Source organism: Lentzea sp. NPDC004789 (assembly GCF_053601075.1).
In genome coordinates this window covers 1-23,171 of sequence record NZ_JBSGBE010000018.1, presented here as the reverse complement: position 1 = coordinate 23,171, position 23,171 = coordinate 1, and the positions used below count along the sequence as shown (strand labels likewise).

The window sequence follows — 23,171 nt, the reverse complement described above, 5'->3', positions numbered from 1 at the left end:
GAGGAATTCCCATGCGCACTCTCGCCCTGGCTGTGCTGTCCACAATGGTCAGTGCGGTCCTGGTCGCACCCACCGCACAGGCGCTACCGGACGGTCTGGCGTTGACCCCGCCGATGGGCTTCAACAACTGGAACACCACCGCCTGCCGCGCGGAGTTCAACGAGGCGATGGTCAAGGGCATCGCCGACATCTTCGTGTCGAAGGGCCTGAAGGACGCGGGCTACGAGTACGTCAACATCGACGACTGCTGGGCCGAGAAGACCCGTGACGCCCAGGGCAAGCTCGTGCCGAACAAGACGCGTTTCCCCAACGGCATCAAGGCCGTCGCGGACTACGTGCACTCGAAGGGCCTGAAGTTCGGCATCTACACGAGCGCCGGCACCAAGACGTGCAACAAGGACAACGGCTTTCCCGGCGGCCTGAACCACGAGGAGTCCGACGCTCAGCAGTTCGCGTCGTGGGGCGTCGACTACCTGAAGTACGACAACTGCAACAACCAGGGCGTGGACGCCAAGCAGCGCTACCGCAAGATGCGCGACGCGTTGAAGAAGACCGGCCGCCCGATCGTCTTCTCGTTGTGCGAGTGGGGTCAGAACAAGCCGTGGGAGTGGGCTTCCGACACGGGCCACCTGTGGCGCACGACCGGTGACATCAACGACACCTGGCCGCGCACGATGGACATCTACGAGAAGAACGTCGTGCTGGACTCCTACGCCGGTCCTGGGCACTGGAACGACCCGGACATGCTCGAAGTCGGCAACGGCAAGATGTCCGCTGTTCAGTACCGCAGCCACTTCTCGCTGTGGGCGATCATGGCCGCGCCGCTGCTCATCGGTTCGGACCTGCGCAAGGTCTCCGCGGACACGTTCACGATCCTGGAGAACAAGGACGTCGTCGCGGTCGACCAGGACAAGCTCGGCGTCCAGGGCAAGCGGATTCGCACGACCGGCAAGACCGGCGTCGACGTGATCGTGAAGCCGCTGGCGAACGGCGACAAGGCCGTGGCGCTGTTCAACAAGTCGGACACCACGCAGACGATCTCGACCTCGCTGTCCGAGATCGGCCTGTCGGGCCCCGCGACGCTGAAGGACCTGTGGACCAAGTCGACGCGGACCACGACCGGTGCGATCTCGGCTTCGGTGCCGTCGCTCGCCACGGTGATCTACCGCGTCTCGAAGGGCGGTGGCTCGCAGCCGACCCCACCGGCCGGGGTGTCCGACCTGTCCGCGTTCGACGCCACGTCGTCCACGAACGGCTGGGGCCCGGTGGAGATCGACAAGTCCGTCGGCAACCAGGCCGCCGGTGACGGCAAGACGCTGACGATCAACGGCGTCACGCACTCGCGCGGCTTCGGTGCGCACGCGGCCTCGACGATCGAGTTCTACCTCGGCCGCAAGTGCTCCTCGCTGGCGGTCGACGTCGGCATCGACGACGAGGTGGCCGCGGGCAAGGGTTCGGTGATCTTCCAGGTGTTCGCGGACGACACGAAGGTGGCGGACTCCGGGGTGCTGACCGGCACCGACGCGGCGAAGAAGCTCACCGCGCCGCTGACGAACGCCGAGAACCTCCGGCTCGTGCTGACCGACGCCGGTGACGGCATCAACTCCGACCACGGCGACTGGGCGTCACCCCGCATCACCTGTTCGTAGTGTCCCGTGTGGACGGCCTGTGAGACGTGTAACGCGGTCCACAGGCCGTCCTATATGTCGGGCATGAAAGCAACTCGGCTCCTCCCTGCCCTCGCGGCCGCCGCCGGGCTGGCGCTGGCGCCCGGTCTCGGCATGGCACTCGCCGACCCCGGCAACGGCCAGGGGAACGGGATCACGAACAACCCGCACGTCCCACCCGGACAGTCCACCCAGGACACCTCCGTGCCGCAGCCGCCGTCGAACGCGGACTTCAGCGGCAACGGTGCGAACGTGCACGGCCCGTACGACTCGACGCGGGACGGCTCACCCTCGCTGAACGGCAACGGCGGTGGCGAGGCCGTGGGCAAGCCCTGCGCGGGCTGCGTCGGCAAGGCCGACAACAAGAACCCGAACGGTCAGCAGCCGGGCGGTTCCGACGCCAACTCCGGCTACGAGTGCGACTCCAACCACGGTGTGGGGCGTTCGAACCCGGCCCACACGGGCTGCAAGCCCGGCGAGACGCCGACCTCGACCCCGCCGACGACCCCTCCGCCGACGAAGACCGAGGTGCCGCCGCCACCGCCCGGTGGAGGCGCGCCGCAGGCGCCCGCGCCGCAGTCCGCCGCCGTGGACGAGCTGGCGTTCACGGGCTTCGACGTGCTGCCCTTCGCCGCCGGCGGCCTCGCGCTGGTGGGCGCGGGCGTGGTCATGACGCGACGGGCCCGGCGGTCCTGACGCGGGCGACGGCGAGCTGGGTCAGGTAGCGCTTGGTGACCCGGCCGCCGTGACGCGTGTCGACGAGCTGCCGGATGTCCGCGATCAGCTGGTCGCGGGCCGGCAGCGCGATGTGGTTCGAGTACGTGAGGAGCAGGTCGACGTACGCCTCGGTGTCGTAGGCCTGCTCCCACTCGTACCGGTGGAACTCCGGTTCGCCGAAGAGATCGCTCTCGTCGAACTCGCGCGGGATGTCGTCCGCCTTCGACAGCCGGAGGTTCGGCGGGGTCGAGGGGTCCCAGCGCTCGTAGCACTCCTGAACGTCCACGAAGAACTGTTCCGTGCCGCCCGCGACGTGGTGCGTGGAGATGACGGCCAGCGCGCCGCCCGGCCGCAGAGCCGCGGCGCAGCGGGCCATCCGGGTGGCGGGGTCGAGCCAGTGGAACGCCGTCGCGGACACCACCAGGTCGAACGGTTCCGATGGCAGCGGCCACTCGTCGAAGTCCGCGACCACCACGTGGGCTTTGGGCGCGTGCGTGCGGGCGATGGCGGCGAGCTCGGGGCTCAGCTCCACCGCCGTCACCTCGCCGAGCGCGGTCAACGGCAGGGTGGCCTGGCCGGTGCCGGGGCCGATTTCGAGGATGCGTGGCCCGCTGAGCTGGGCGAACAGCTCCGGGGGATAGGTGGGACGGGCCCGGTGGTAGCGGGCGCCGTCCTCTCCGAACGTGGTGCGCAAACGCTCGCGGTCGGTCACTCCCCGAATTGTTCAGCACGAACGGAGGATCAGCTGTCGCCGGAGGCCGGACCGACCCTGCCCATGATGGCGTTCACGTGGACGCCGTCGGGCTCCTCGCGGTCGTCGTCGAAGGTGATGTTGCCGTCGATGCTCCTCGCCTGGATGACGTGGCCGTGGATGTCGCCTTGGATCAGGTGGTTGGCCCGCACCGCGGGGTCCTTCGCGCGCGTCACCAAGCGCTCGACGATGCGAACCAGCGGGCGCACATGGGGCAGGAGCGCGATGAGCAGCCCGACGCGGATCACCGACGCGGCCGCGTCACCGATGTAGCCGAGGACGAACAGGTTGAGTGCGGCCGGCAGCGTCTGGATGAGCAGCAGGATCATGAAGAACGGGAACAGGTGGTGCTGGTCCTGCTTGAACCCCGTGACGTCGCGGCGCTGGAAGTCGACGCCCTCCGGGTTGCGGGAATGCGGCTCCCACTGGCCGAGTTCGCCTCCCGCGGTGACGAAGTTGAACACCACCGCCTTGTTGGGTTCGAGGTGACCGATCCGGTAGCGGATGTGCCCCGCGGGCTTGTCCTTGATCCGTGCGACGTCGAGCTCCGGTTCCGGTACCGGGTCGAGGTAGTGCTCCAGCACCGTCACCCCCTCGGGGAAGGGGAACCGCAGCTCCTGGTCCTTCAGCAGCTGGTTGCCGGTGTTGGTGACCGTGCACCTGATGTGGGTGAGCGCGGTGACCTGCGTGCCTTCGTACAGGAACCGGACCTTGGACTTGATCTCCTCGCTGACCTCGATGAGTGCCCGGCGCACCGACGCGTCCCAGGACAGCCGTTTGGTGGGCTCACGTCGCGCCTTGATCCGGTCGAGTGCGTAGGTCGACAGGAAACCGACCAACGCGCCTCCGAAGAGCAGGAGGACCTTCTCGGTCAGCGACCCCGGCGGCACGGTCTCGTTCTGCGCGGCGACGAGGCTCAGGACGTGGTCGGTGAGTGGCATGCGGTGCTCCACGGGTTGCGCTGGTACCCGTCTCCGTCGCGATGCCGGACCGCGACGTTACGGACCGCGAACCCGGCTTTCGTGAGCATGGGTAACCAATTCCACAGCGTCTCGATTCGGCTCGGAGGCGAGTGCGGGAGCACCATGTAACGGTTGAGACACGAGGCAGAGGAGGCGCCCGGTGCGGGCTACGACGATCTACGGCACCCGTGACATCCGCGTGGAGGAGGTGCCGGACGCGGCCGTCAAGGACGCGACCGACGTCGTCGTCCGGGTCGAGCTGGCCTGCATCTGCGGCAGCGACCTCTGGGCGTACCGCGGCGTGGCCAAGCGCGAGGGCGGGCAGCGCATCGGGCACGAGTTCCTCGGCATCGTCGAGGAGGTCGGCAGCGAGGTGAAGACCGTCAACGTCGGCGACCGCGTGATCGCGCCGTTCGTGTGGAGCGACGGCACCTGTGCGTACTGCGTGGCCGGGCTGCAGACCTCGTGCAGGTCAGGCGGGTTCTGGGGGAGCAAGGGCAGCGACGGCGGCCAGGGTGAGGCCGTGCGGGTGCCGCTCGCCGACGGCACGCTGGTCCGGGTGCCCGCGGACGCGCCGGCCGAGCTGCTGCCCGCGTTCCTGAGCCTGTCCGACGTCATGGGCACCGGGCACCACGCGGCCATGGGCGCGGGTGTCGGTCCGGGCAGCACAGTTGCGGTCGTCGGTGACGGTGCGGTCGGGCTGTGCGGTGTGCTCGCGGCCAAGCGCCTCGGTGCCGAGCGGATCATCGCGATGGGCCGGCACGAGGACCGAGCCAAGATCGCCAAGCTGTTCGGTGCCACGGACCAGGTCGCTGAACGCGGTGAGGCCGCGATCGAGCGGATCAAGGAGATGACCGGCGGCCTCGGGGCGTCGAGTGTGCTGGAGTGCGTCGGCACCGAGCAGTCGTGGGAGACCGCGATGGGCATCGTGCGCGACGGCGGCAGGATCGGGTACGTCGGTGTGCCGCACGAGATGCCGGGGCTGCCGCTCGGCAAGCTGTTCGGCCGCAACATCAACATCGGTGGTGGCATCGCGCCGGCGCGCGCCTACCTGCCCGAGCTGCTGGCCGACGTGCTCGCCGGGCGGATCGACCCCGGTCCCGTGTTCGACCGGACGGTGTCGCTCGACGACGTCGCGCTGGGCTACCAGGCGATGGACGAGCGGACCGCCCTGAAGGTCATCGTGCAGCCGTAGTCAGCACGTAGTCCTCGGCGCGCACGCGCTTGGTCCGCATCCAGTACCGCCAGGTGAAGCCAGGCCACACGGTGCGGTTCACGCCCTGCGCGTCGAGGTACCAGCTCTTGCAGCCGCCCTGGGTCCACACGCCCTTGGTGAGCTTGCCCTGGATCTCGCGGTTGAACTCCCGCTGGGCCTCCGGTCGCACGTCCAGCTCCGCGGCGCGGTGCTCGTCGAGAAGCTGGAGGCACTGCGAGATGTACCGGATCTGCGACTCGATCATGAACACGACCGAGTTGTGGCCGAGGCCGGTGTTGGGGCCCAGCAGGAAGAACAGGTTGGGGAACCCCGAGACCGTGATGCCGTAGTAGGTCTCGATCCCCTTTTCGCGCCACTGCTTCGCGAGGTCGACGCCACCCTTGCCCTGGATGTCCAGGTAGTCGAACGAGTCGACGACGTGGAAACCGGTGCCGTAGATGATGACGTCGACCTCGTGCTCGACGCCCGCACTGTCCACGATGGACGACTCGCGCACCTCGGAGATCTTGTCCGTCACCAGGTCGACGTTCGGGCGGCCCAGCGCGGGGTAGTAGTCGTTGGAGATCAGCACGCGCTTGCAGCCCATCGTGTAGTCGGGCTTCAGCTTCCGGCGCAACGAGGCGTCCGGCACCTGCTTCTTCATGTGCTTCAACGCGATGCCCTGGGCGAACTGCATGATCTTCGGGTTGATCGCGAACCCCAGCGCGGACGACTCGCGCACCCAGTAGACGAAGTTCCGGTAGAGCCGTTGCGTGAAGGGCAAGGCGCGGAACAGCTTCTGCTCCCGGCCGGTGATCTCGCGGTCGGCCTTGGGCATGATCCACGGCGGCGTGCGCTGGAAGATCTTCATCGAGCCGACCCGTCCCGCGATCTTCGGCACGAACTGGATCGCGGACGCGCCCGTGCCGACGACGGCGACGCGCTTTCCGGTCAGGTCGTAGTCGTGGTCCCACTGCGCGCTGTGGAACGTCTTCCCGGTGAAGTTCTCGATGCCGGGCAGCTCGGGGATGTTGGGGATGTGCAACGCGCCGACGCCGGCGACCAGTGCCTGCGCCGTGTACGTGTCGCCCTGCTCGGTCGTGACGGTCCAGCGCTTGGCCTCGTCGTCCCACTGCGCGCCGGAGACCTTGCTGTTGAACCGGAGGTGCGGCCGCAGCCGGTACTTGTCGGCCACCCGGCGCAGGTAGTCCCAGATCTCGCCCTGCTCGGCGAACATCCGCGACCACTTCGGGTTCAGCTCGAAGGAGAACGAGTACATGTGCGACGGCACGTCGCACGCGCAGCCGGGGTAGGAGTTGTCCCGCCACGTGCCACCGAGGTCGCTCGCCTTCTCGAGCACCACGAAGTCGTGCTCACCGCGGCGCTTCAGCTCGATGGCCATGCCGAGGCCGGAGAAGCCGGTGCCGATGACGAGCACTTTCGTCTCTCGGTGCATGGGGACGTCCCTCCGCTCACGAGTGGCTACTTCACGGTAGGTTACTCGAAGTAAGTTACGGGCGGTAGACTCCGTTCGTGACTGCTCCGCGCCGCCGCATGCCCAAGGCCCAGCGCATGGCGCAGATGCTCACCGTCGCCGAGGAGATCTTCGCCGAACAGGGGTATCTGGCCACGTCGATGGACGAGATCGCCGAACGCGTCGGCGTCTCCAAGCCGATGCTCTACGAGTACTTCGGCTCGAAGGAAGGGCTGCTCATCGGCTGCATCCACCGTGCGCGCACGGAGCTGCGCGAGAAGACGGCGGCGGCCATCGCGGGAGCCGGGAGCCCCGAGGAGTTCCTCAGGCTGGGGCTGCGGGCGTTCTTCGAGTTCATCGTCGACCACCAGAAGTCCTGGGCGCTGCTGCGGCAGGAGGCGGCGATCGCCGTGCCGTCGGCGCAGGAGGAGGTCGAGGGGATCAGGCAGCAGCAGACGGACATGATCGGGTCCGTGCTGGTGTCGTTCGCGCCGGAGATCGACCCGCTGGAGGCGGAGGCGTTCGCCGAGATCGTCGTGGGCGCCTGTGAACGGCTGGCGGTGTGGTGCGAGCGCAGGCCCTCGGTTGGACCCGCGCTCGCGACCGACTACGTGATGGCCGTGATCTGGCCTGGCGTCGAGGAACGGCTGTCACATTCCTACGAGCTGAGTTCCTGATTGGAGCGAAAAGCGAGTTCGCACGGTCTCAGAGGCCGCCCGCTCTTTTCGCTCCAATCAGGAAGCTGCCCGCACCCGTTCAGCTCGCATAGCGGAGACGGCGGGCAGGTCCAGCGGCGCGACCTTCGTGCCGGTGGCCCACTCGATCAGCAGGTCGGCGAGCTGCGGGTTGCGCGGCAGCACCGGTCCGTGCAGGTAGGTGCAGACGATCCGGCCCTGCACGGCACCCTCGACGCTGCCGTCGTTGCCCGTGCCGACCTTGACGTGCGCGAGCGGCTGCGCGGACGGGCCCAGCACGGTGCGGCCCTGGTGGTTCTCGAACCCGGTCAGCACGCCCTCGAACAGGCCGTTGGCGGGCTCCGCGAGCACCTCGCCGATCGCCCGGCTGCCGCCCGCGTGCGAGGTCGAGTCGATCAGGCCCATGCCGGGGTGCGTGACGTTGTCGGCACGGGTGAAGCTCTCGCCGAAGATCTGGATGCCCGCGCACACGCCCAGCACCACGGCGTTCTTCGTGACGGCGCGCTGCAGGCCGGGGTGCTCGCGCAGGTGCTTCACGGCCAGCGTCTGCGCCGTGTCCTCACCGCCGCCGACGACGTAGATGTCGCACGAGTCCGGCACCGGCTCGCCGTAGTTGATCGGCACGATCTCGGCCTTGATGCCGCGCCACGTCATGCGCTTCTCGAGGACCACGGCGTTGCCGAAGTCGCCGTACGTGCCGAGGAGATCCGGCAGCACGAGCGCGATCTGGATTGTCGACTCACTCATCAGCGGCAGCCCTGGCATTCAAGTCGCGGAACGCGGTGTAGTTGGCGATGACCTCGACCGCGCCCTGGGGCATCTGGTCGATGGCCTTCAGCGGGTCGGGCACGATCGTGTGCTGGACCTCGGCATACGTGAGACGCACGGCGAGGTCGGTCGCACGCTCGCCGGACGCGATGACCGTGCGGCCCCGCAGCCGCTCGAACGGCACGTCCCACAGCCAGCTCAGGTCGCGGCCGTCGGCCTCCTGGGCGTTGATCACCAGGACGGCCGGGTGGTCGGCCTCCTTGACGACCGTGAGGGTCTCGCTCCAGCCGGCCGGGTTCTTGCTCAGCAGCAGACGCGCGCTGCGGCCGTTGCGCTGGATCGTGCGGTAGCGGCCGCTCACGTTGGACACGCCGCGCAGCCGCGCGACCGCCTCCTCCGTGGGCACGCCCATGGCGTTCGCGGCGGCCGACGCCATGACGGCGTTGGCCTGGTTGAACTTGCCCGGCAGCGTGAGGCGCAGCTCCAGCTTCTGGTGCTCCGGCGTGATCATCGACTCGTCGGCGGTGATCCAGTTCGGGTGCGGGCGCGCGAGGTCGCAGCCGGTGCAGTGCCAGTGCTCGCCCTGCCAGCGGATCGGGTTGCCGCACCGGGGGCAGCTCGCCGAGTCGTGGTGCCAGCCGGTGCCGGTGGCGACCCAGATCACCTTGGCGGCGTTCCAAGCCGCGCTCGTCACCATCACGTCGTCGCAGTTCGCGACGATCGTGCAGTTCTGCAGCGCGGTGATGGAGTCGCGCAGCGAGCGCTCGATGGTCCGCACCTCGCCGACGCGGTCCAGCTGGTCGCGGCTGAGGTTCAGGATCACCGCGACGGCCGGGTGGCTCGCACCGGCGACGGCGGGGAAGTAGCCCTCGTCGCACTCCAGCACGGCGTACGGGGCGTCCGGCTGCTTCGACAGCGCCGTGACGTGCCCGTCGGGCATGTTGGCGCCGCTGTGGTTCGTGGCGACCTCACCCAGCGCGGCGACGGCCCTGGCCAGCATCATCGTGCTGGTGGTCTTGCCGTTCGTGCCTGTCACCACGGCGACCTTGCGGCCCTGCGTCAGCCGGTTCAGCGCCTGCGGGTCGAGCTTCAGCGCCACCCGGCCGCCGATCATGCCGCCTGCGCCGAGACCCATCTTCTGGGACAGCGAGGAGCTCAGGTTGCCCAGTTTCACTGCGGCCGCGGTGCGCAGAGGGAGGCGGGCGGGGGAATCGTTCACCCCGGCGATGCTACCGGCGGTGGAGAAGTGACCTCTTCGGGCGGTCGTTGCGTTGGTGTGAACGGGGTTCGGTACAACTAACGGCTCAGCCCGCGCAGCGTGCGGATGAGCTCCACGGTCGGAAGTTGGCACAGCTGCGCCATGTTCTCGAGTGCGGGCAGATCCAGGTGCACTTCCGCGGACGCGCCCGGCGCCAGCACGTGCAGTCGTCCCGCGGCCCACCGCCTCAGCGGAACCAGACGCGGGTCGTCGGTGGCGGCGACCGCGGTGAGGTTCAGCGTCAGGTGACCGGCCGGTGTGTCGCCGAAGAACCGTTCGTGCACCCGTGCGAGGACCTCGTGGGCCGGCACGTCGAGGGCGTGGCAGATCTCCACCAGCCGCACGACCGAGCACTGGCGGGTGCCGAGTTCGTAGGTGGCCAGCGTCTGCAGCGAGATCTCGGTCTGCAGCCGCTTGTTCAGCTCCTTGCGGGTCCAGCCGCGCTGCTTGCGAAGGCTGCGGATCTCATCACCGAGCACGCGCTGGTACGCCGCTGTGTCGATTTGGCCTGTCGCAGTCTGCACTGGTCCCTCCACCCCGTGAGCGGGTCTCACGGTGATGGAAGGCGCGAGTTCTTCGGCGCTTACGCAACTTACTGGGAGAATCCCCCGAACGGGGTACGCATCTCTACTCTCAGTATCAGTTTACGCAGCGCACGCCGTCAGCGCTGATGGGTTTGGGGGCGTTCGGGTCGGGTGCCGGCTGCTGCCGCGCACCGTCCAGGTTGAGCGCCGCGGAGCCGGTGAAACCCTGCGCGCCGGGGCCGGAGTAGTCCGAGCCCAGGAAGACGCGGACCCGTCCGGCGGGCACGTTCACGTCCTCCTCGATCTTCAGGCCGCCGAGGGCCTTCTGGACCGCGTTCGCGCCGTCCTCGCCGCCCTTGCCGTAGCGGACGACCGACTTCGACATGGGGTCGGCGTTGCCCGTCTGGCCACCGGTGAAGCCCTTCGCGGTGAGCGACTGGAGCACCTGGGCCGCGAGACCGGGCGTGCCGGAGGCGTTGCGGACGTCGACGGTCACCGAGGCGTTGTTGAACTTCGGGTCCGGCGCGGTCGAGGACGACGACGCCGGGTCCTTGCCGAGGTTCTTCATGAACGTGTGGACCTCGGACTCGTCCACCTCGACCGCGGAGCCGTCCTCGGGCGTCTGCAGGTCGGGGTTGCCGGTCGGGATGGTCTGGAACGTCATGTTGCCGCCCGTCATGTCCTTCATCTGCAGGGCGAACTTGGTGATGTCCCAGCCGTCGTCGAGCACGATCGCGCCGCTGAGGGCCTTGATCATGTCGGTGCGCTTCTTGCCGTCCGTGAGCACGCCGGCGGAGAGCATCTTCTTGGCCAGACCCGCCATGAAGACCTGCTGGCGCACGACGCGGTCCAGGTCGCCCATGGGCAGGCCGTGCCGCTGCCGGACGAACGCCAGCGCGTTGCGGCCCTCGACGGTCTGCGGGCCCGCCTTGAAGTTCGCGCCGGAGAAGCTGTCCCGGACGTTGTTGTTGAGGCAGACGTCGATGCCGCCGATGGCCTTGGTGATCTCGTAGAAGCCGACCAGGTTGACCTCGGCGTAGTGGTCGATCTTGTAGCTGGTCAGGTTCTGGATGGTCTCGATCAGGTTGTTCGCCCCGGCCTTGCGGGACTCCATCTCGATCTCGGGCGCGGTCTTGCCGCTGCCCTGCAGCTTCTGGGCCGCTTGACTCTTGGCGTAACCGTAGGCAGAGTTGATCTTGTGGCGCCCGAATCCGCCCGCGATCTTCACGTAGGAGTCGCGCGGGAACGACACGGCGAAGGCCTTGCCGCTGTCGTTCGGGATGTGCACCAGGATCAGCGTGTCGGTGTTGAACCCGCCGTCGTCGCTGCCGCCCGCCTGCAGTTCGTTGAGGATGTTCTGCGGCAGCGGGTTGCCCTTGGAGTCGGTGCGGCTGTCCATGCCGACCAGCAGGATGTCGATCGAGCCGTCCGCGGGCTTCTCGCCGGCGTCGGCGAGGTTCAGGTCCTGCTTGGTCAGGCTGTCGGTCAGCGAGTTCAGGTCCCGCCACGCGATGCCGGTGACCAGCAGGATCGTCGCGGACAGCAGACTGATGAAGATCTTGGCGCCGGTGGACGCGCCGCGCTGCGCGGTGCTCGGCCTGCGGGTCGCGGGCCTGGGCCGCGGCCGGGGCGCGGGTGCCGCCGACTTCGCCTTGGCCGGGGTGGTGCGGACCGTCGGGCGGTCGGCCACCGGGCGCGGGCGCGGGCCCGACGACGTGGCGCGGCCCGGCTCACCCCGGCGCGGTGGCTCGCGGCGGGGCGGTGGCTCCCGGCGCGGCGGTTCGGCGCGCTTCGGGGGTTCGCGACGGGGCGGCTCGGCGCGCTTCGGAGGCTCCCGGCGCGGCGGCTCAGCCCGGTTCGGCTGCCGGCGCGGGGGCTCTGAGCTGCGCGGAGGCACCTGGGGACGGCGGGGTTGCCCCGCAGGGGGACGCGGGGTGGCGGAAGGTCGCCTGGGAGTACCGTTCGGTTCTCCTGGCCGCGGCGGCCGGTTGTCCACACCCACTCCTCTCAGCACATCCGGGTACCCCAAGTAGACGTGCGGAGACTCCACTCGGTTGTGCAAAGCGTGACACAGTGGCGAAGGCCACCGGATGCAGGCCCCTTGACCAGCGGTTTTGCCCGCTTCGTAGACTCGTGCCGTGTTGACGATGCAGGACGCGCTGCTCGCGCTGACCAAGTACTGGACCGACCGAGGCTGCATCGTGGTGCAGCCCTTCAACACCGAGGTCGGTGCGGGGACGCTGAACCCGGCCACGGTGCTGCGCGTGCTGGGTCCCGAGCCGTGGCGCGTGGCCTACGTCGAGCCGTCCGTGCGGCCCGACGACGCCCGTTACGGCGAGAACCCGAACCGCCTGCAGACGCACACCCAGTTCCAGGTGATCCTCAAGCCGGACCCGGGCGACCCGCAGGAGCTCTACCTCGGTTCGCTGGAGGCGCTGGGCATCGACGTGCGGGCGCACGACGTCCGGTTCGTCGAGGACAACTGGGCCTCGCCCGCGCTGGGCGCCTGGGGCCTGGGCTGGGAGGTCTGGCTGGACGGCCTGGAGATCACCCAGTTCACCTACTTCCAGCAGGCCGGCGGCATGACGCTCGACCCGGTGTCGGTGGAGATCACCTACGGCATCGAGCGGATCATGATGGCGCTGCAGGGCGTCGACCACTTCAAGAAGATCGCCTACGCGCCGGGCATCTCCTACGGCGAGGCGTTCGGCCAGGCCGAGTACGAGATGTCGCGCTACTACCTCGACGACGCGGACGTGGAGGCGAACAAGCGCCTGTACCAGGAGTTCGCCGCCGAGGCGCAGCGCATGATCGACGCGCGCCTGCCCGTTCCCGCGCACAGCTTCGTGCTGAAGTGCTCGCACCTCTTCAACGTGCTCGACGCGCGGGGCGCGATCTCGACGACCGAACGCGCTCGTGCGTTCGCGCGGATGCGGGGGCTGGCGCGTGAGGTCGCTCGCCTGTGGGCCGAGCGTCGCGAGGAGCTCGGGCATCCGCTCGGTGTGGCCGAGGTTCTGGCGCCCGCGGTGCTGCCTTCGTCCTTCGAGGACGTTGCCGCCCCGTCGACCCTGCTGTTCGAGATCGGCACCGAGGAGCTTCCTCCCGCGGAGGTGCTGCGGACCATCGACGCGGTGCGCGAGTCCGTCACCGCGAAGCTCGGCGCCACTCGGTTGACGCACGGCGAAGTGACCGTGCACGGGACGCCGCGCCGCATCATCGTGCTGGTGCCCGAGGTGGCGCCGCGTGAGCCGGACGCCGAGCGCACGGTCCGCGGTCCGCGGGTCTCCGCCGCGTTCGACGCCGAGGGCAACCCGACGAAGGCCGTCCAGGGCTTCGCGCGCGGCCAGGGCGTCGAGGTCTCCGCGTTGGGCCGCGTCGAGGAGAACGGCGCCGAGTTCGTCGCTCTGACGAAGACCGACACCGGGCGCGGTGCCGTCGAGGTGCTGAGCGGGCTGCTCGCCGAGGTCGTGTCGGACCTGCGTGCCGAGAAGAACATGAAGTGGAACGACCCGAAGCTGTCGTTCACCCGGCCGATCCGCTGGCTGCTGGCGCTGCTGGGCTCCACGCCCGTTCCGGTGGCGGTGTCGTCGCTGTCCTCCGGGACCACGACCCGCGTGCACCGGACGGCGCCGTCGCCGGTCGTCGAAGTGTCCACTGCGGACGGATACCTGGAGTTCCTGGCAGAGCACGGCATCCAGGCCGACGCCTCGGCGCGGGCCGCCTCGATCGTGGAGGCCGCGCAGTCGCTGGCGGCGTCCGTCGGCGGGGTGGCCGAGGTCGAGGGGTTGCTGGACGAGGTCACGAACCTGGTCGAGCTGCCGACGCCGATCCTCGGGTCGTTCGAGGAGCGGTACCTGGAGCTGCCGGGCCAGATCCTCACCACGGTGATGCGCAAGCACCAGCGGTACCTGCCGGTCCGTTCCGCGGACGGTGCCCTGCTGCCGCACTTCGTGGCCGTGGCGAACGGTTCCGTGGACGCGGACCTGGTCCGCGCGGGCAACGAGGCCGTGCTGCGCGCGCGGTACGAGGACGCGGCGTTCTTCTGGCGGGCCGACCTCAAGACGCCGCTGGAGGAGATGAAGGCGGGCCTCGCGAAGCTGACGTTCGCGGACAAGCTCGGCTCGATGGCGGACCGCGCCGCGCGCATCGCCGCGCTGGCGGGTCGTTTCGCCGGGGTGGTCTCGGTGGATCGCGAGACGCTGGACCGCGCGGGTGCGCTGGCCAAGTTCGACCTCGGCTCGCAGATGGTGATCGAGCTGTCGTCGCTGGCCGGTGTGATGGCGCGCGAGTACGCGGAACGGGCGGGGGAGACCCCGGAGGTCGCGCAGGCGTTGTGGGAGATGGAACTCCCGCGCTCGGCCGGCGACGCGCTGCCGTCGTCGGTGCCCGGTGCGCTGCTGTCGCTGGCGGACCGGTTCGACCTGCTGGCGGGCCTGTTCGGCATCGGCGCCCAGCCGACCGGTTCCTCGGACCCGTTCGGCCTGCGGCGCGCGGCGCTGGGCGCGGTCTCGGTGCTGCGGGCGTTCCCGGACCTGCGCGCGATCACCCTGCCGCTGGCGCTCTCCCTTGCGGCAGAAGGCCTTGAGGTGTCGGTTTCGGCCGACGCGCTGGAGACCGCCCGCGAGTTCGCGGTGCGGCGCTACGAGCAGGCGTTGCTCGACGCGGGCCACGAGCACCGGTTCGTCCAGGCGGTGCTGCCGCTGGCCGACTCGCCGGTGCTGGCGGACGAGACCCTGGCGCAGCTGGAGTCGTTGGCGGGCAACGAGTCCTTCGACGCCCTGGCGGCCGCCCTGCAGCGCGTGCGCCGGATCGTGCCGGCCTCCACCGAGCCCTCCTACGACGCCTCGGTGCTGTCCGAACCGGCGGAAGTGGCGCTGCACCAGGCGTTCTCCGCGGTGCCGCGGGACGTGGAGGGCCTGGCGGCGTTCGTCTCGGCCGCCGAAGGGCTGACCGCCCCGATCAACACCTTCTTCGACGAGGTGCTGGTCATGTCGGACGACCCGGCCGTGAAGGCGGCGAGGCTCGGTCTGCTGGCCTCGATCCGCGACCACGCGGCGCCGGTCCTGGACTGGACCCAGCTGTAGCAGAACGGAACGAGGGGCGCCCCTCTCTGAGCGCCCCTCGTTCCGTGCCGACGACTTACTTGATCTCGTAGCTGTCGCCGTAGACCTTCCACTTCAGCGGCGTCTTCAGGTCGAAGTTGCCGGCCTTGAGCCACACGCGCTGCGCGGTCTCGATGCGGGAGACGTCCTCGTGGGCCTCTTCCTGCTTCATGGCCCACACGCGGGCGTCCATGAAGGCGTTGAGCCACGTCTTCTCGTCGCCGCCCTGCGACGGCGGCTTGGCCTTGCCGAGCGCGCGCTTGCGGATGTTGCTGAAGCTGGTCTTGTCGCCACCGTCACCGTGCACGACGATCGCGTCGTAGTAAGCGAACTGGCCCAGCGCACGCACGCCATCGGCCTTGCCCTGCGCCACCGCGGGGTTGAAGTACACGCGGTCGCGTTCGGACTCCTGCGCCGCCTTGAACACGGAGTCCTTGGCCGCGGTCTTCCAGTCCTTGGTGTAGTTGGGGTCGAGGCCCGCGTGCGAGGCCGTCCCGTTCACCTTGCGCAGCGCGGGGAGGTACTTCTCCAGCACGTTGCCGGGCTTCTTCTGCTGGTAGAGCTCGACCAGGTCGAGCATGTCACCGGTACCACTGCAGAACCCGATGATGCCCGCGGTGTAGCCGCGACCGTCCTTGATGTCCTCGATGTAGCCGAACTGGGCGCGCCAGTCCAAAGAGGAGTTCTCCGCGCTGGACACGATCTGCATCGCGATGTCCTTGAGGCGCGGTTCGTCGAGGTTGGCCGCAGAGGCGGTCGTTGCGGTGGTGGTGATCAGAGCGGCGCACGTCAGCAGCGCGGCCGCTAGGCGACCTGACAGTTTCACGGATTTCCTCCGGGGCAGGGTGTTGGGGTCCCGGGCGGCGTGAGAGCAACGGTAAGGGGTCCATACCTTTATTGGCAAGAGGGTTTACTATTTCGCGAATCGGGCATTTCGGTTGAACGGTTGGCTTGCAAACGTTTGCAGGTGTCGATGGCCGGGTTCTGGGGGTGGATGACGGGCCTTGGCCGCGGTCATCACCGCTTGCTGGTCAGGATTGGGCAGGTCGGGCTCGCCTTCGGCGTCGCGGGCGAGCACAAGCCCATCCTCGTGGCGAGCGGGTAGTTCGTCAGCGGGTGTCCGGGCGCAAGGTCGTCAACCCTTGTGCCGGTTGAACTTCTCGTCCACCTTCCTCGTGCCCCTCGCCAGGCCCGCGAACGACGAAGGCTCCCGACCGGGACCGGGAGCCTTCGCGTCGAACTTCGGGAAAGTCCGAACGGGGTGCGGTTACAGGAACTGGCCGCCGCGCGTCACGGCGCCGTAGGCGTCCACGATGCCGTGACCGTAGAAGCCGTTGAACTTCGCGTCACCCTCGCAGGTGGCGTCGAACTCCGGCGTGCGGCCCACGTTCACGTACGAGACCGTGCGCGGGTTCGGGCAGGCCCGCTGGATCGCGGTCTTGTAGAGGATCTTCTCGACCTTGTCCGGGTCCATGGTCAGGCCGGGGCGGCCCTTGTCCTTCTTGCCGTACTGGCTGACGATCAGCGCGGCCACACCGGTGGCGTGCGGGGCGGCCATCGAGGTGCCCTGCAGGTACTGGTAGAAGCCGACCTTGTCGCCCTGCACGGCCTTCTTGACGCCCGCGGCGAGGCCCTTCGCGGTGATGTTGCCCGCCTCGTCGACGTTGCCCTCGGCGACGGCGACGTTGCGGGGGTAGGTGGACAGGATCAGGTTTTCGTTGGTGCGGTACCACGGCGTGCCGAAGCCGTCGCGGAAGTAGCCGCCGGGGGCCGAGATCGCGGTCTGCTCGACGCCGTAGTTCGAGTAGTCGGCCTTGGCGGTCGACGGGCCGAGGGCGGAGACCGAGATGACGTGGTCGCCCTCGGTCGGGAGGTTGAGGCAGGTGGCGTTGTCGACCGGGCGCGGGCGGTTGTGGCCGGGCGGGTAGTTCGGGCTCACGGTGTCCGTGCGGGGCTTGCCCAGGTCCTCGTGGTTGTTGCCGCCTGCGCCGATCAGGGTGACGCCCTTGCGGTGCGCGTAGTTCAGGGCGCGCTGCACGGACGCGATGATCGTGCGCTGCTCCAGCTGCTCCTCCGGCGTGGCCGTGGAGTCGTTGGCGCAGTTCATGTACCAGGGGTCGACGTAGAACGACATGTTGATGACGTCCAGGCCGATGTCGGCGCCGTAGGTCAGGGCGTCGACGACGGGCTGCAGGAAGAACGAACCCGAGTCCTGGCCGCCGCGGATGTTCACCAGCGACACGTTCGGTGCGACGCCGGAGATGCCGAAGCCGTTGGCCGCGGCGCCGATGGTGCCGGCCACGTGGGTGCCGTGGCCACCGTCGTCCCAGTTCGCCGGGTCGACGCAGCCGCGGAACTCGCACGGTCCGTCGAACTCGCCGCCGTCGGAGTCGAACGGGATGTCGACGGTGAAGTTGCGCGACAGCTCGTTGTTGAAGTTCGGCGCGATGTCCGGGTGCGTGCCGTCCACACCGGTGTCGAGGATGCCGACGTACACGCGCTTGTCACCGGCCTGCTTGGCCCGTGCGATGTTGGAGCGGACGAGGTTCAGGCCCCACAGGTCGCCGTCCATCGGGTCCATGCCCGAGGTCGACTTCGACTCGGCAGGGGCCTTGTTCGGCTGTGCGGCCGCGTTCTCCTTCTCGACGTTGTCCCGCTTGGCCTTCTCGGCCTTCGCCACGGGGGTGTGGCCGATCGGCGTGGAGCGTGCGGCTCCGACGATCTCCTTCGACGCGGAGACCTTCTCCACGAACCCGTTCGCGGGCGCCTTGACGGTCAGCAGACCGACGGCCTTGTTGTCCCGCACCACCTCACCGCCGGCCTTGTGCACCGCGTCCATCGCGAAGTCGCGGTTCGCGGGTTCCGCCAGCAGGACGGTGTACTCGGTGTCCTTCTGCTGGCCCGCGGTCGAGGCCGGCGCCGCCCCCGCCGCCGAAGTGCCCGCAGCGATCAGCGACACCGTTGCCGCCACCGCCATCACGGTTCTGCGCGTTCTCACCTAGCTGTCTCCTCACACCCGGTCAGGGCTGGATCCAACAACACAGTGCGGCCCCCGATTGCCGCCCAAGTCCGACACACTGACACGAAATTGGGCCTGTCATCAGCGCCTTTCGTACGGAATCGAACTGTAGCCGGTCGGCAGCGGAGCGTGATGGATGCCAGGAAATCTTGACTTAACAACATTCAAGCGATGAACTCCGCGTTTATGCGAAGACGGGTAATGGCATCGTCGGCGTGCCTGCTCTTTCTCCTCTCTGCCTGCGGTGGTGCAGGTCAGGGTGCTCCGACGCTGCCGGCGCGTGGACCCAAACCAATCGTCGGGGTAATCCTTCCCGACCGAACGACATCCACGCGCTGGGAAGAACAAGATCGCCCGCTGCTCACCCAGGCGTTCAACTACGCGGACATCGAACCGTTCATGGAGAACGCCGAGGGCGACGAGGCGAAGTTCGCGCAGATCGCCGACGAGATGATCCGTCGCAAGGTGAAGGTTCTGATGATCACGCCGTTGTCGGCGGCGGGCGGCCTGGCGGTGCAGAAGAAGGCGAAGGCCGCGGGCATCCCGGTCATCGACTACGACCGCGTGACGCTCGGCGGCCAGGCGGAGTACCACGTCGGCTTCGACAGCGTGAACGTCGGCCAGCTCCAGGCGGACGGTCTGATGGAGTGCCTGGGCAACAAGCCGGGCGCCCAGATCATCGAGATCGAGGGCGCGCCGACCGACCACAACGCCACGTTGTTCACGCAGGGCCAGAAGTCGCGGCTGTCGGCGAAGTACGACAGCGGCGCGCTCAGACTGGTGAAGTCGCAGGCGGTCGCCGACTGGAACAACGAGCTCGGCGGACAGCTGTTCGAGCAGATCCTGAACGAGAACAACGGCAAGGTCGACGGCGTGGTCGCGGCCAACGACGGCCTGGCGGGCGCGGTCATCGCGGTGCTCAAGAAGCGGAACCTGGCGGGCAAGGTCCCGGTCACCGGGCAGGACGCCACTGTGGACGGGCTGCGGGCCGTGCTGCGGGGCGACCAGTGCATCACGGTCTACAAGCCGGTGCGCGACGAGGCGGAGGCCGCGGCGCGGCTGGCGATCGCGATCGCCCGCGGCGACCTCGCGGGTGCCGACGACCTCGCCACCGGCAACCTGAGGGATCCCGTCGCGCGGCGCGACATCAAGTCGGTGCTGCTCGGCGCGACGTTGATCAAGAAGGACACCGTGCGGACGCTGGTGACCGAGGGCGTCGTCAAGCCGCAGGAGCTCTGCGCGGGCGACCTCGCTCAGGCCTGTGTCCAGCAGGACATCGTCGGAGGGTAGTCGGAACCGTCACGACCTGTCGTGGTCCGGCAGGTCGTGACGGCCCGAGATGAACTCCTGTACGGCGATCTTGGCGCGGATGATCGGCTGCCGCAGCCGCGCCTCCCTGCGGTATGCCCGCGAGAGCTTGCGCGAGCCCTCCTGGTAGCGCCAGCGCGCCCAGGGTGAACCGGGTCGTGCGAGCCGCACGGCGCCCACGGCGGGCACCACCGGGACGAGCAGGCCGAGCAGTCCGGTCCAGATCTTCCCCTTCAGCAGCGCCACGATCGCGAGGCACAGGTTCACCCCGATGGCCATCAGCCGCAGCGTGAACGCGTCGGTCGGCGCCGTCTCCGGGTTGAGCTGCAGCACCTCGTCGTAGCCGAGAGGGCGCGCGCCGAGCAGGAACGTGCCCGTCAGGCCGATGGCGAGGAAGACGGCGTCGACGGACAGCCGGCCCGCCTTCGTCCAGTACACGTCCCGCAGGTGCAGGATCAGCGCGAACTCGTCCAGCACCAGCGCTGCGCCGACGCCCAGGACCGCCGCGGCCGCCAGCCGGGCGCCGTGCAGGTCGTCGGGGATGATCAGGCTCGTGACGCTGGACAACAGCAGCAGCACGGTGCCGAACACCACGTGATGCACGTGCGTGTCGCCGTGCACGATGTTGCGTGGCCACCAGCGCACCTTCGCCCTGATCAGCCGCACGCTGATGCGGATGAACACGAAGGTGGTCACCAAGCCGATGAAGAAGAAGAGCAGTCGCTCACTGCCGGTCAAGCACGGCCCCCTGGGTCAACGACCCTCCAGGTTACCGTCCCTCGTGGTCGTTGACCTGTCCGTACATCTGGCCGATCTGGAACACGGTGCCGCGCACGGCGCCGGAGACGCTGTTCTTGTTCACGGCCTTGGTCCGCGCGGGCTTCTTCGCGGCGGCATCGGTCAGGTGTTTCCGTGCGAGCGCGTGCAGGCCGCCGATGATCCGGGGTGCGACCTCGACCTTGATCGACATCGTCGGCTGCTCGGGCACGAGTACCTCCGCGTGGTCGTTTGGGATCTCACGGTAGCAGTGCGATCGAGTGCTCGACTGAGAGCGGGAGGTCGTGGTTGACTGTCCATGGTCGTACGTTTTCGTGTTCGTGCTTTCCCACGCTCGCGGAACGAGGTCGCGAGCGTGTGGTTTCTCCAGGTTCCGGAGAGGTCGCCGTTCCGACTTGACCCGGTGGTCGCGAGCGCGATCCGGCACCTGTTAGAGGAGAAGTAGCAAGATGGCAGTACAGGGCACCGTCAAGTGGTTCAACGCGGAGAAGGGCTTCGGCTTCATCTCCCCCGACAACGGTGGCGCCGACGTGTTCGTCCACTACTCTGAGATCCAGATGAACGGCTACAAGGCTCTCGAGGAGAACCAGCGGGTCGAGTTCGAGATCGGTCAGGGCCAGAAGGGCCCGCAGGCCCAGGGCGTTCGCGCCATCTGAGTCTGAGCTGATCAGCATCTGATCATCTGTCGAGAGCCGCCTGTCCCGAACGGGACAGGCGGCTTCTTCGCGTCTTGTGCCCGGTTGACCGCGATCAGTAGCTTCGCGGGTATGGGGAGACTGCGTGGATAGGCCGGCCGTGCCCGCACTGCTCGCTGAGGTCACCAGGAGCGGTTTCGTCGAAAGCCTGCACCACGGGAGCGTTGTCGGCCTGCTGCCGTCCGGTGAGCTGGGTGTGTCCGTGGGGGCGGTCGGTGACCCGGTGCTGCCGCGATCGTGCCTGAAACCGTTCCAGGCGTTGGCTTGCCTGTCCGCCGGCGCACCGCTGGAGGGGCCGTCGCTGGCGATCGCGGCGGGGTCGCACACCGGCGAGCACCGGCACGTCGAGCTGGTGATGGAGCTGATGGGCGGGCTGCCGGTGGGGTTGTTGCGCTGCCCCGTTTCCTGGCCGGAGGACGAGAACACCCGTCAACGGTTGACGGAACCGTCGCGCCTGCGGATGAACTGCTCCGGCAAGCACGCGGCGATGCTGGCGGCGTGCATGGCGGCGCGGTGGCCGACCCAGACCTATTTGGAGTCAACACATCCGTTGCAGCAGTTGGTGTTGCGCACGGTGGAGGAACTTTCCGGCGAGCGCGTGGCGCACACGGCGGTCGACGGATGCGGTGCGCCGGTGTACGGGTTGTCGTTGCACGGCTTGGCGCGTGCGATGCAGGGTCTGGTGCGCACGCCGGTCGCGGACGCCATGCGCGACTTTCCCGAGTACGTAGGAGGAACCGGGCACCTGAACACCGTGGTCATGCAGCTGCTGCCGGGCGTGGTGGCCAAGGGCGGCGCGGAGGGCGTGCTGGTGCTGGCGACGGCGGCCGGGCACGCGGTCGCGGTGAAGGTGCTCGACGGCAACCCCCGTGCCACCACGGCGATCGGGCTGACCGCACTGGCCGCGCTGGGTTACGACGTGTCACCGGCCAAGGAGCACCTGTCCGTGCCGGTGCTCGGTGGCGGTCAGGTGGTCGGCGAGGTCAGAGTGGTGTTCGGGCGGGAAACGCCTCAGTAGGGCCCTGCGTACTCTTCCGGCGCGTTGAGCAGGCCGAGCTGGACCATCACGGTCGTGGTGTCGCCGTAGACCCGTTCGCAGAGCAGGACGTCCTTCTCGAACAGGAAGAAACCCACCATGCGGACCTTGAAGGTCTTGTTCGTCGGTTCCTCACCGAGGAGGCTGCCCAGGTGTGTTCCCGACAGCTCGAACTCGACGACCACCGCGTCATCGGCGTGGTGGATGTCGATGACCTTGCTGCGCTGGTCGGGAAACGTCGCGCGGGTGCGCTGCCAGTACGCGCGGACCTCGTCCACGCCGTCCAGCACCTGGCCGGACGCCATGATCTCGTACCTGGGGTGCGGGAACGCGTTCAGGGAGGTGTCGAAGTCGAAGTCGTTCTGGCATTCCATGTGTTCCAGGACGATCGCCTCGCGCAGCGCTCTGAGCGCCTTGGATTCGGTCATGCCGGCCGACCCTCCTACGTACGCCGTACGTCGCACGGAAGCTACTCCACGTCGTATGGTCTGCGCCAGTGGCCTCATCACGTGAACCGTTGACCCGCACCCGCATCGTGGATGCGGCAGTGCGGTTGATCGAACGTGAGGGCGTGGAGGCCGTCTCGATGAGACGACTCGCCGCCGAGCTGGGCGCGGGCACGATGTCGTTGTACAACCACGTGCCGAACAAGGCCGTGCTGGTGGACCTCGCGGCCGAGCGGATCATGGCGGAGGCCCGGCCGTACCACGTCGACAGCGACGACTGGCGCGACCACATCCGGGCACACGCGCGGGCGGTGCGGGAGCTGGCGCGGCAGCACCCCCGTGCGTTCGTGATGCTGGCGACGCGGCGGCTGAGCTCCCAGGCGGGGTTCCGCACGATCGAGGCCGCGCTGACGAACTTCGACAGGGCCGGGTTCCGGGGCAAGATCGCCGTCGGGATGATGCGGGCGATGGTGTCCTACTTGCTGGGCACGCTGATGAGGGAGGTCGCGACGTCGCCGGAGCTCGGCGGGATCGCCCTGTCGCCGTACGAAGGTGTTGACGCGTCGGCGTTCCCGTTGTCCGCCGAGGTGCTCGACGAGCTGGGGACCTACGACCACGATCACGAGTTCGAGTTCGGGCTCGAACTCATGATCGCGGCCTTGGAGCGCTACCAGGAGCCTGACTAGTGTCCTGAGTCGTTAATTCGCTGGCAGTAGGCGGCGAGTGACTCGAGGATCTGGTCCGCGGTGCGGGTCCAGACGTAGGGCTTGGGGTCGG

Annotated in this window: 21 protein-coding genes; 9 read left to right on the top strand and 12 right to left on the bottom strand. The window is 68.6% G+C overall.

Annotated elements, in window-relative coordinates:
• Positions 1–11: 11 nt before the first annotated feature.
• Positions 12–1,649, top strand: coding sequence for an NPCBM/NEW2 domain-containing protein (locus tag ACWEIJ_RS33355; RefSeq protein ID WP_449841222.1), 1,638 nt, complete (start codon positions 12–14; stop codon positions 1,647–1,649).
• A 63-nt stretch (positions 1,650–1,712) separates the two neighbouring features.
• Entirely contained in the window at positions 1,713–2,363 is a 651-nt protein-coding gene (locus ACWEIJ_RS33350) for a hypothetical protein (protein WP_449841221.1), read from the top strand.
• Here ACWEIJ_RS33350 and ACWEIJ_RS33345 read toward each other — a convergent pair.
• Together ACWEIJ_RS33345 and ACWEIJ_RS33340 are read right to left on the bottom strand one after the other, a co-directional pair.
• Positions 2,335–3,096, bottom strand: coding sequence for a class I SAM-dependent methyltransferase (locus ACWEIJ_RS33345; protein ID WP_449841220.1), 762 nt, complete (start codon positions 3,094–3,096; stop codon positions 2,335–2,337). The genes ACWEIJ_RS33350 and ACWEIJ_RS33345 overlap by 29 nt on opposite strands.
• A gap of 29 nt (positions 3,097–3,125) precedes the next feature.
• Complete coding sequence (locus ACWEIJ_RS33340; protein ID WP_449841219.1) at positions 3,126–4,076, bottom strand: hypothetical protein; 951 nt, start codon at positions 4,074–4,076, stop codon at positions 3,126–3,128.
• A 181-nt stretch (positions 4,077–4,257) separates the two neighbouring features.
• Between ACWEIJ_RS33340 and ACWEIJ_RS33335 the strand changes: the two genes are divergently transcribed.
• Positions 4,258–5,292 (top strand): zinc-dependent alcohol dehydrogenase family protein, encoded by a 1,035-nt coding sequence (locus ACWEIJ_RS33335; protein WP_449841218.1) that lies wholly within the window; start codon positions 4,258–4,260, stop codon positions 5,290–5,292.
• Here ACWEIJ_RS33335 and ACWEIJ_RS33330 read toward each other — a convergent pair.
• Positions 5,276–6,748 carry a flavin-containing monooxygenase gene (locus tag ACWEIJ_RS33330; protein ID WP_449841217.1) on the bottom strand — a complete coding sequence of 491 codons (1,473 nt, stop codon included), beginning with the start codon at positions 6,746–6,748 and terminating at the stop codon, positions 5,276–5,278. The genes ACWEIJ_RS33335 and ACWEIJ_RS33330 overlap by 17 nt on opposite strands.
• A gap of 98 nt (positions 6,749–6,846) precedes the next feature.
• On the opposite strand from ACWEIJ_RS33330, the gene ACWEIJ_RS33325 reads away from it, so the two are divergent.
• A complete protein-coding gene (locus ACWEIJ_RS33325; protein WP_449841394.1) occupies positions 6,847–7,443 on the top strand; it encodes a TetR/AcrR family transcriptional regulator in 597 nt (198 codons plus the stop codon).
• A gap of 57 nt (positions 7,444–7,500) precedes the next feature.
• Here ACWEIJ_RS33325 and ACWEIJ_RS33320 read toward each other — a convergent pair whose 3' ends face one another.
• The 4 genes from ACWEIJ_RS33320 to ACWEIJ_RS33305 form a co-directional block, all read right to left on the bottom strand.
• Positions 7,501–8,208: a type 1 glutamine amidotransferase gene (locus tag ACWEIJ_RS33320; protein WP_449841216.1), complete on the bottom strand. Its 708-nt coding sequence runs from the start codon at positions 8,206–8,208 to the stop codon at positions 7,501–7,503.
• Positions 8,201–9,448 carry a MurT ligase domain-containing protein gene (locus tag ACWEIJ_RS33315; protein ID WP_449841215.1) on the bottom strand — a complete coding sequence of 416 codons (1,248 nt, stop codon included), beginning with the start codon at positions 9,446–9,448 and terminating at the stop codon, positions 8,201–8,203. Before ACWEIJ_RS33315 ends, ACWEIJ_RS33320 begins: the two co-directional genes overlap by 8 nt.
• Positions 9,449–9,525: 77 nt before the next feature.
• On the bottom strand, positions 9,526–10,011 hold the full coding sequence (locus ACWEIJ_RS33310) for a helix-turn-helix domain-containing protein (RefSeq protein ID WP_449841214.1): 486 nt from the start codon (positions 10,009–10,011) through the stop codon (positions 9,526–9,528).
• Positions 10,012–10,126: 115 nt separating this feature from the next.
• On the bottom strand, positions 10,127–11,701 hold the full coding sequence (locus ACWEIJ_RS33305) for an LCP family protein (RefSeq protein ID WP_449841213.1): 1,575 nt from the start codon (positions 11,699–11,701) through the stop codon (positions 10,127–10,129).
• A gap of 457 nt (positions 11,702–12,158) precedes the next feature.
• Between ACWEIJ_RS33305 and ACWEIJ_RS33300 the strand changes: the two genes are divergently transcribed.
• Positions 12,159–15,095, top strand: coding sequence for a glycine--tRNA ligase (locus tag ACWEIJ_RS33300; RefSeq protein WP_449841393.1), 2,937 nt, complete (start codon positions 12,159–12,161; stop codon positions 15,093–15,095).
• 55 nt (positions 15,096–15,150) lie between these two features.
• Here ACWEIJ_RS33300 and ACWEIJ_RS33295 read toward each other — a convergent pair whose 3' ends face one another.
• Positions 15,151–15,939: a chitosanase gene (locus tag ACWEIJ_RS33295; RefSeq protein WP_449841212.1), complete on the bottom strand. Its 789-nt coding sequence runs from the start codon at positions 15,937–15,939 to the stop codon at positions 15,151–15,153.
• A 441-nt stretch (positions 15,940–16,380) separates the two neighbouring features.
• A complete protein-coding gene (locus ACWEIJ_RS33290) occupies positions 16,381–18,090 on the bottom strand; it encodes a S8 family peptidase (protein WP_449841392.1) in 1,710 nt (569 codons plus the stop codon).
• Between the two features lie 213 nt (positions 18,091–18,303).
• On the opposite strand from ACWEIJ_RS33290, the gene ACWEIJ_RS33285 reads away from it, so the two are divergent.
• Positions 18,304–19,422, top strand: a complete 1,119-nt coding sequence (locus ACWEIJ_RS33285) for a sugar ABC transporter substrate-binding protein (protein ID WP_449841211.1) — start codon at positions 18,304–18,306, stop codon at positions 19,420–19,422.
• A 9-nt stretch (positions 19,423–19,431) separates the two neighbouring features.
• On the opposite strand, the gene ACWEIJ_RS33280 is transcribed toward ACWEIJ_RS33285, so the two are convergent.
• Both ACWEIJ_RS33280 and ACWEIJ_RS33275 read right to left on the bottom strand, forming a co-directional pair.
• Positions 19,432–20,178 (bottom strand): hypothetical protein, encoded by a 747-nt coding sequence (locus ACWEIJ_RS33280; protein ID WP_355441790.1) that lies wholly within the window; start codon positions 20,176–20,178, stop codon positions 19,432–19,434.
• Positions 20,179–20,209: 31 nt separating this feature from the next.
• Positions 20,210–20,428: a hypothetical protein gene (locus tag ACWEIJ_RS33275; RefSeq protein ID WP_449841210.1), complete on the bottom strand. Its 219-nt coding sequence runs from the start codon at positions 20,426–20,428 to the stop codon at positions 20,210–20,212.
• Between the two features lie 238 nt (positions 20,429–20,666).
• Here ACWEIJ_RS33275 and ACWEIJ_RS33270 point away from each other — a divergent pair, with 238 nt between their 5' ends.
• Positions 20,667–20,873: a cold-shock protein gene (locus ACWEIJ_RS33270; RefSeq protein ID WP_189253125.1), complete on the top strand. Its 207-nt coding sequence runs from the start codon at positions 20,667–20,669 to the stop codon at positions 20,871–20,873.
• 124 nt (positions 20,874–20,997) lie between these two features.
• On the top strand, positions 20,998–21,930 hold the full coding sequence (locus tag ACWEIJ_RS33265) for an asparaginase (protein ID WP_449841209.1): 933 nt from the start codon (positions 20,998–21,000) through the stop codon (positions 21,928–21,930).
• On the opposite strand, the gene ACWEIJ_RS33260 is transcribed toward ACWEIJ_RS33265, so the two are convergent.
• On the bottom strand, positions 21,924–22,376 hold the full coding sequence (locus ACWEIJ_RS33260; RefSeq protein ID WP_449841208.1) for an ester cyclase: 453 nt from the start codon (positions 22,374–22,376) through the stop codon (positions 21,924–21,926). The genes ACWEIJ_RS33265 and ACWEIJ_RS33260 overlap by 7 nt on opposite strands.
• Before the next feature lie 68 nt (positions 22,377–22,444).
• On the opposite strand from ACWEIJ_RS33260, the gene ACWEIJ_RS33255 reads away from it, so the two are divergent.
• Positions 22,445–23,080: a TetR/AcrR family transcriptional regulator C-terminal domain-containing protein gene (locus tag ACWEIJ_RS33255; protein WP_449841207.1), complete on the top strand. Its 636-nt coding sequence runs from the start codon at positions 22,445–22,447 to the stop codon at positions 23,078–23,080.
• The last annotated feature ends 91 nt before the right edge of the window (positions 23,081–23,171 follow it).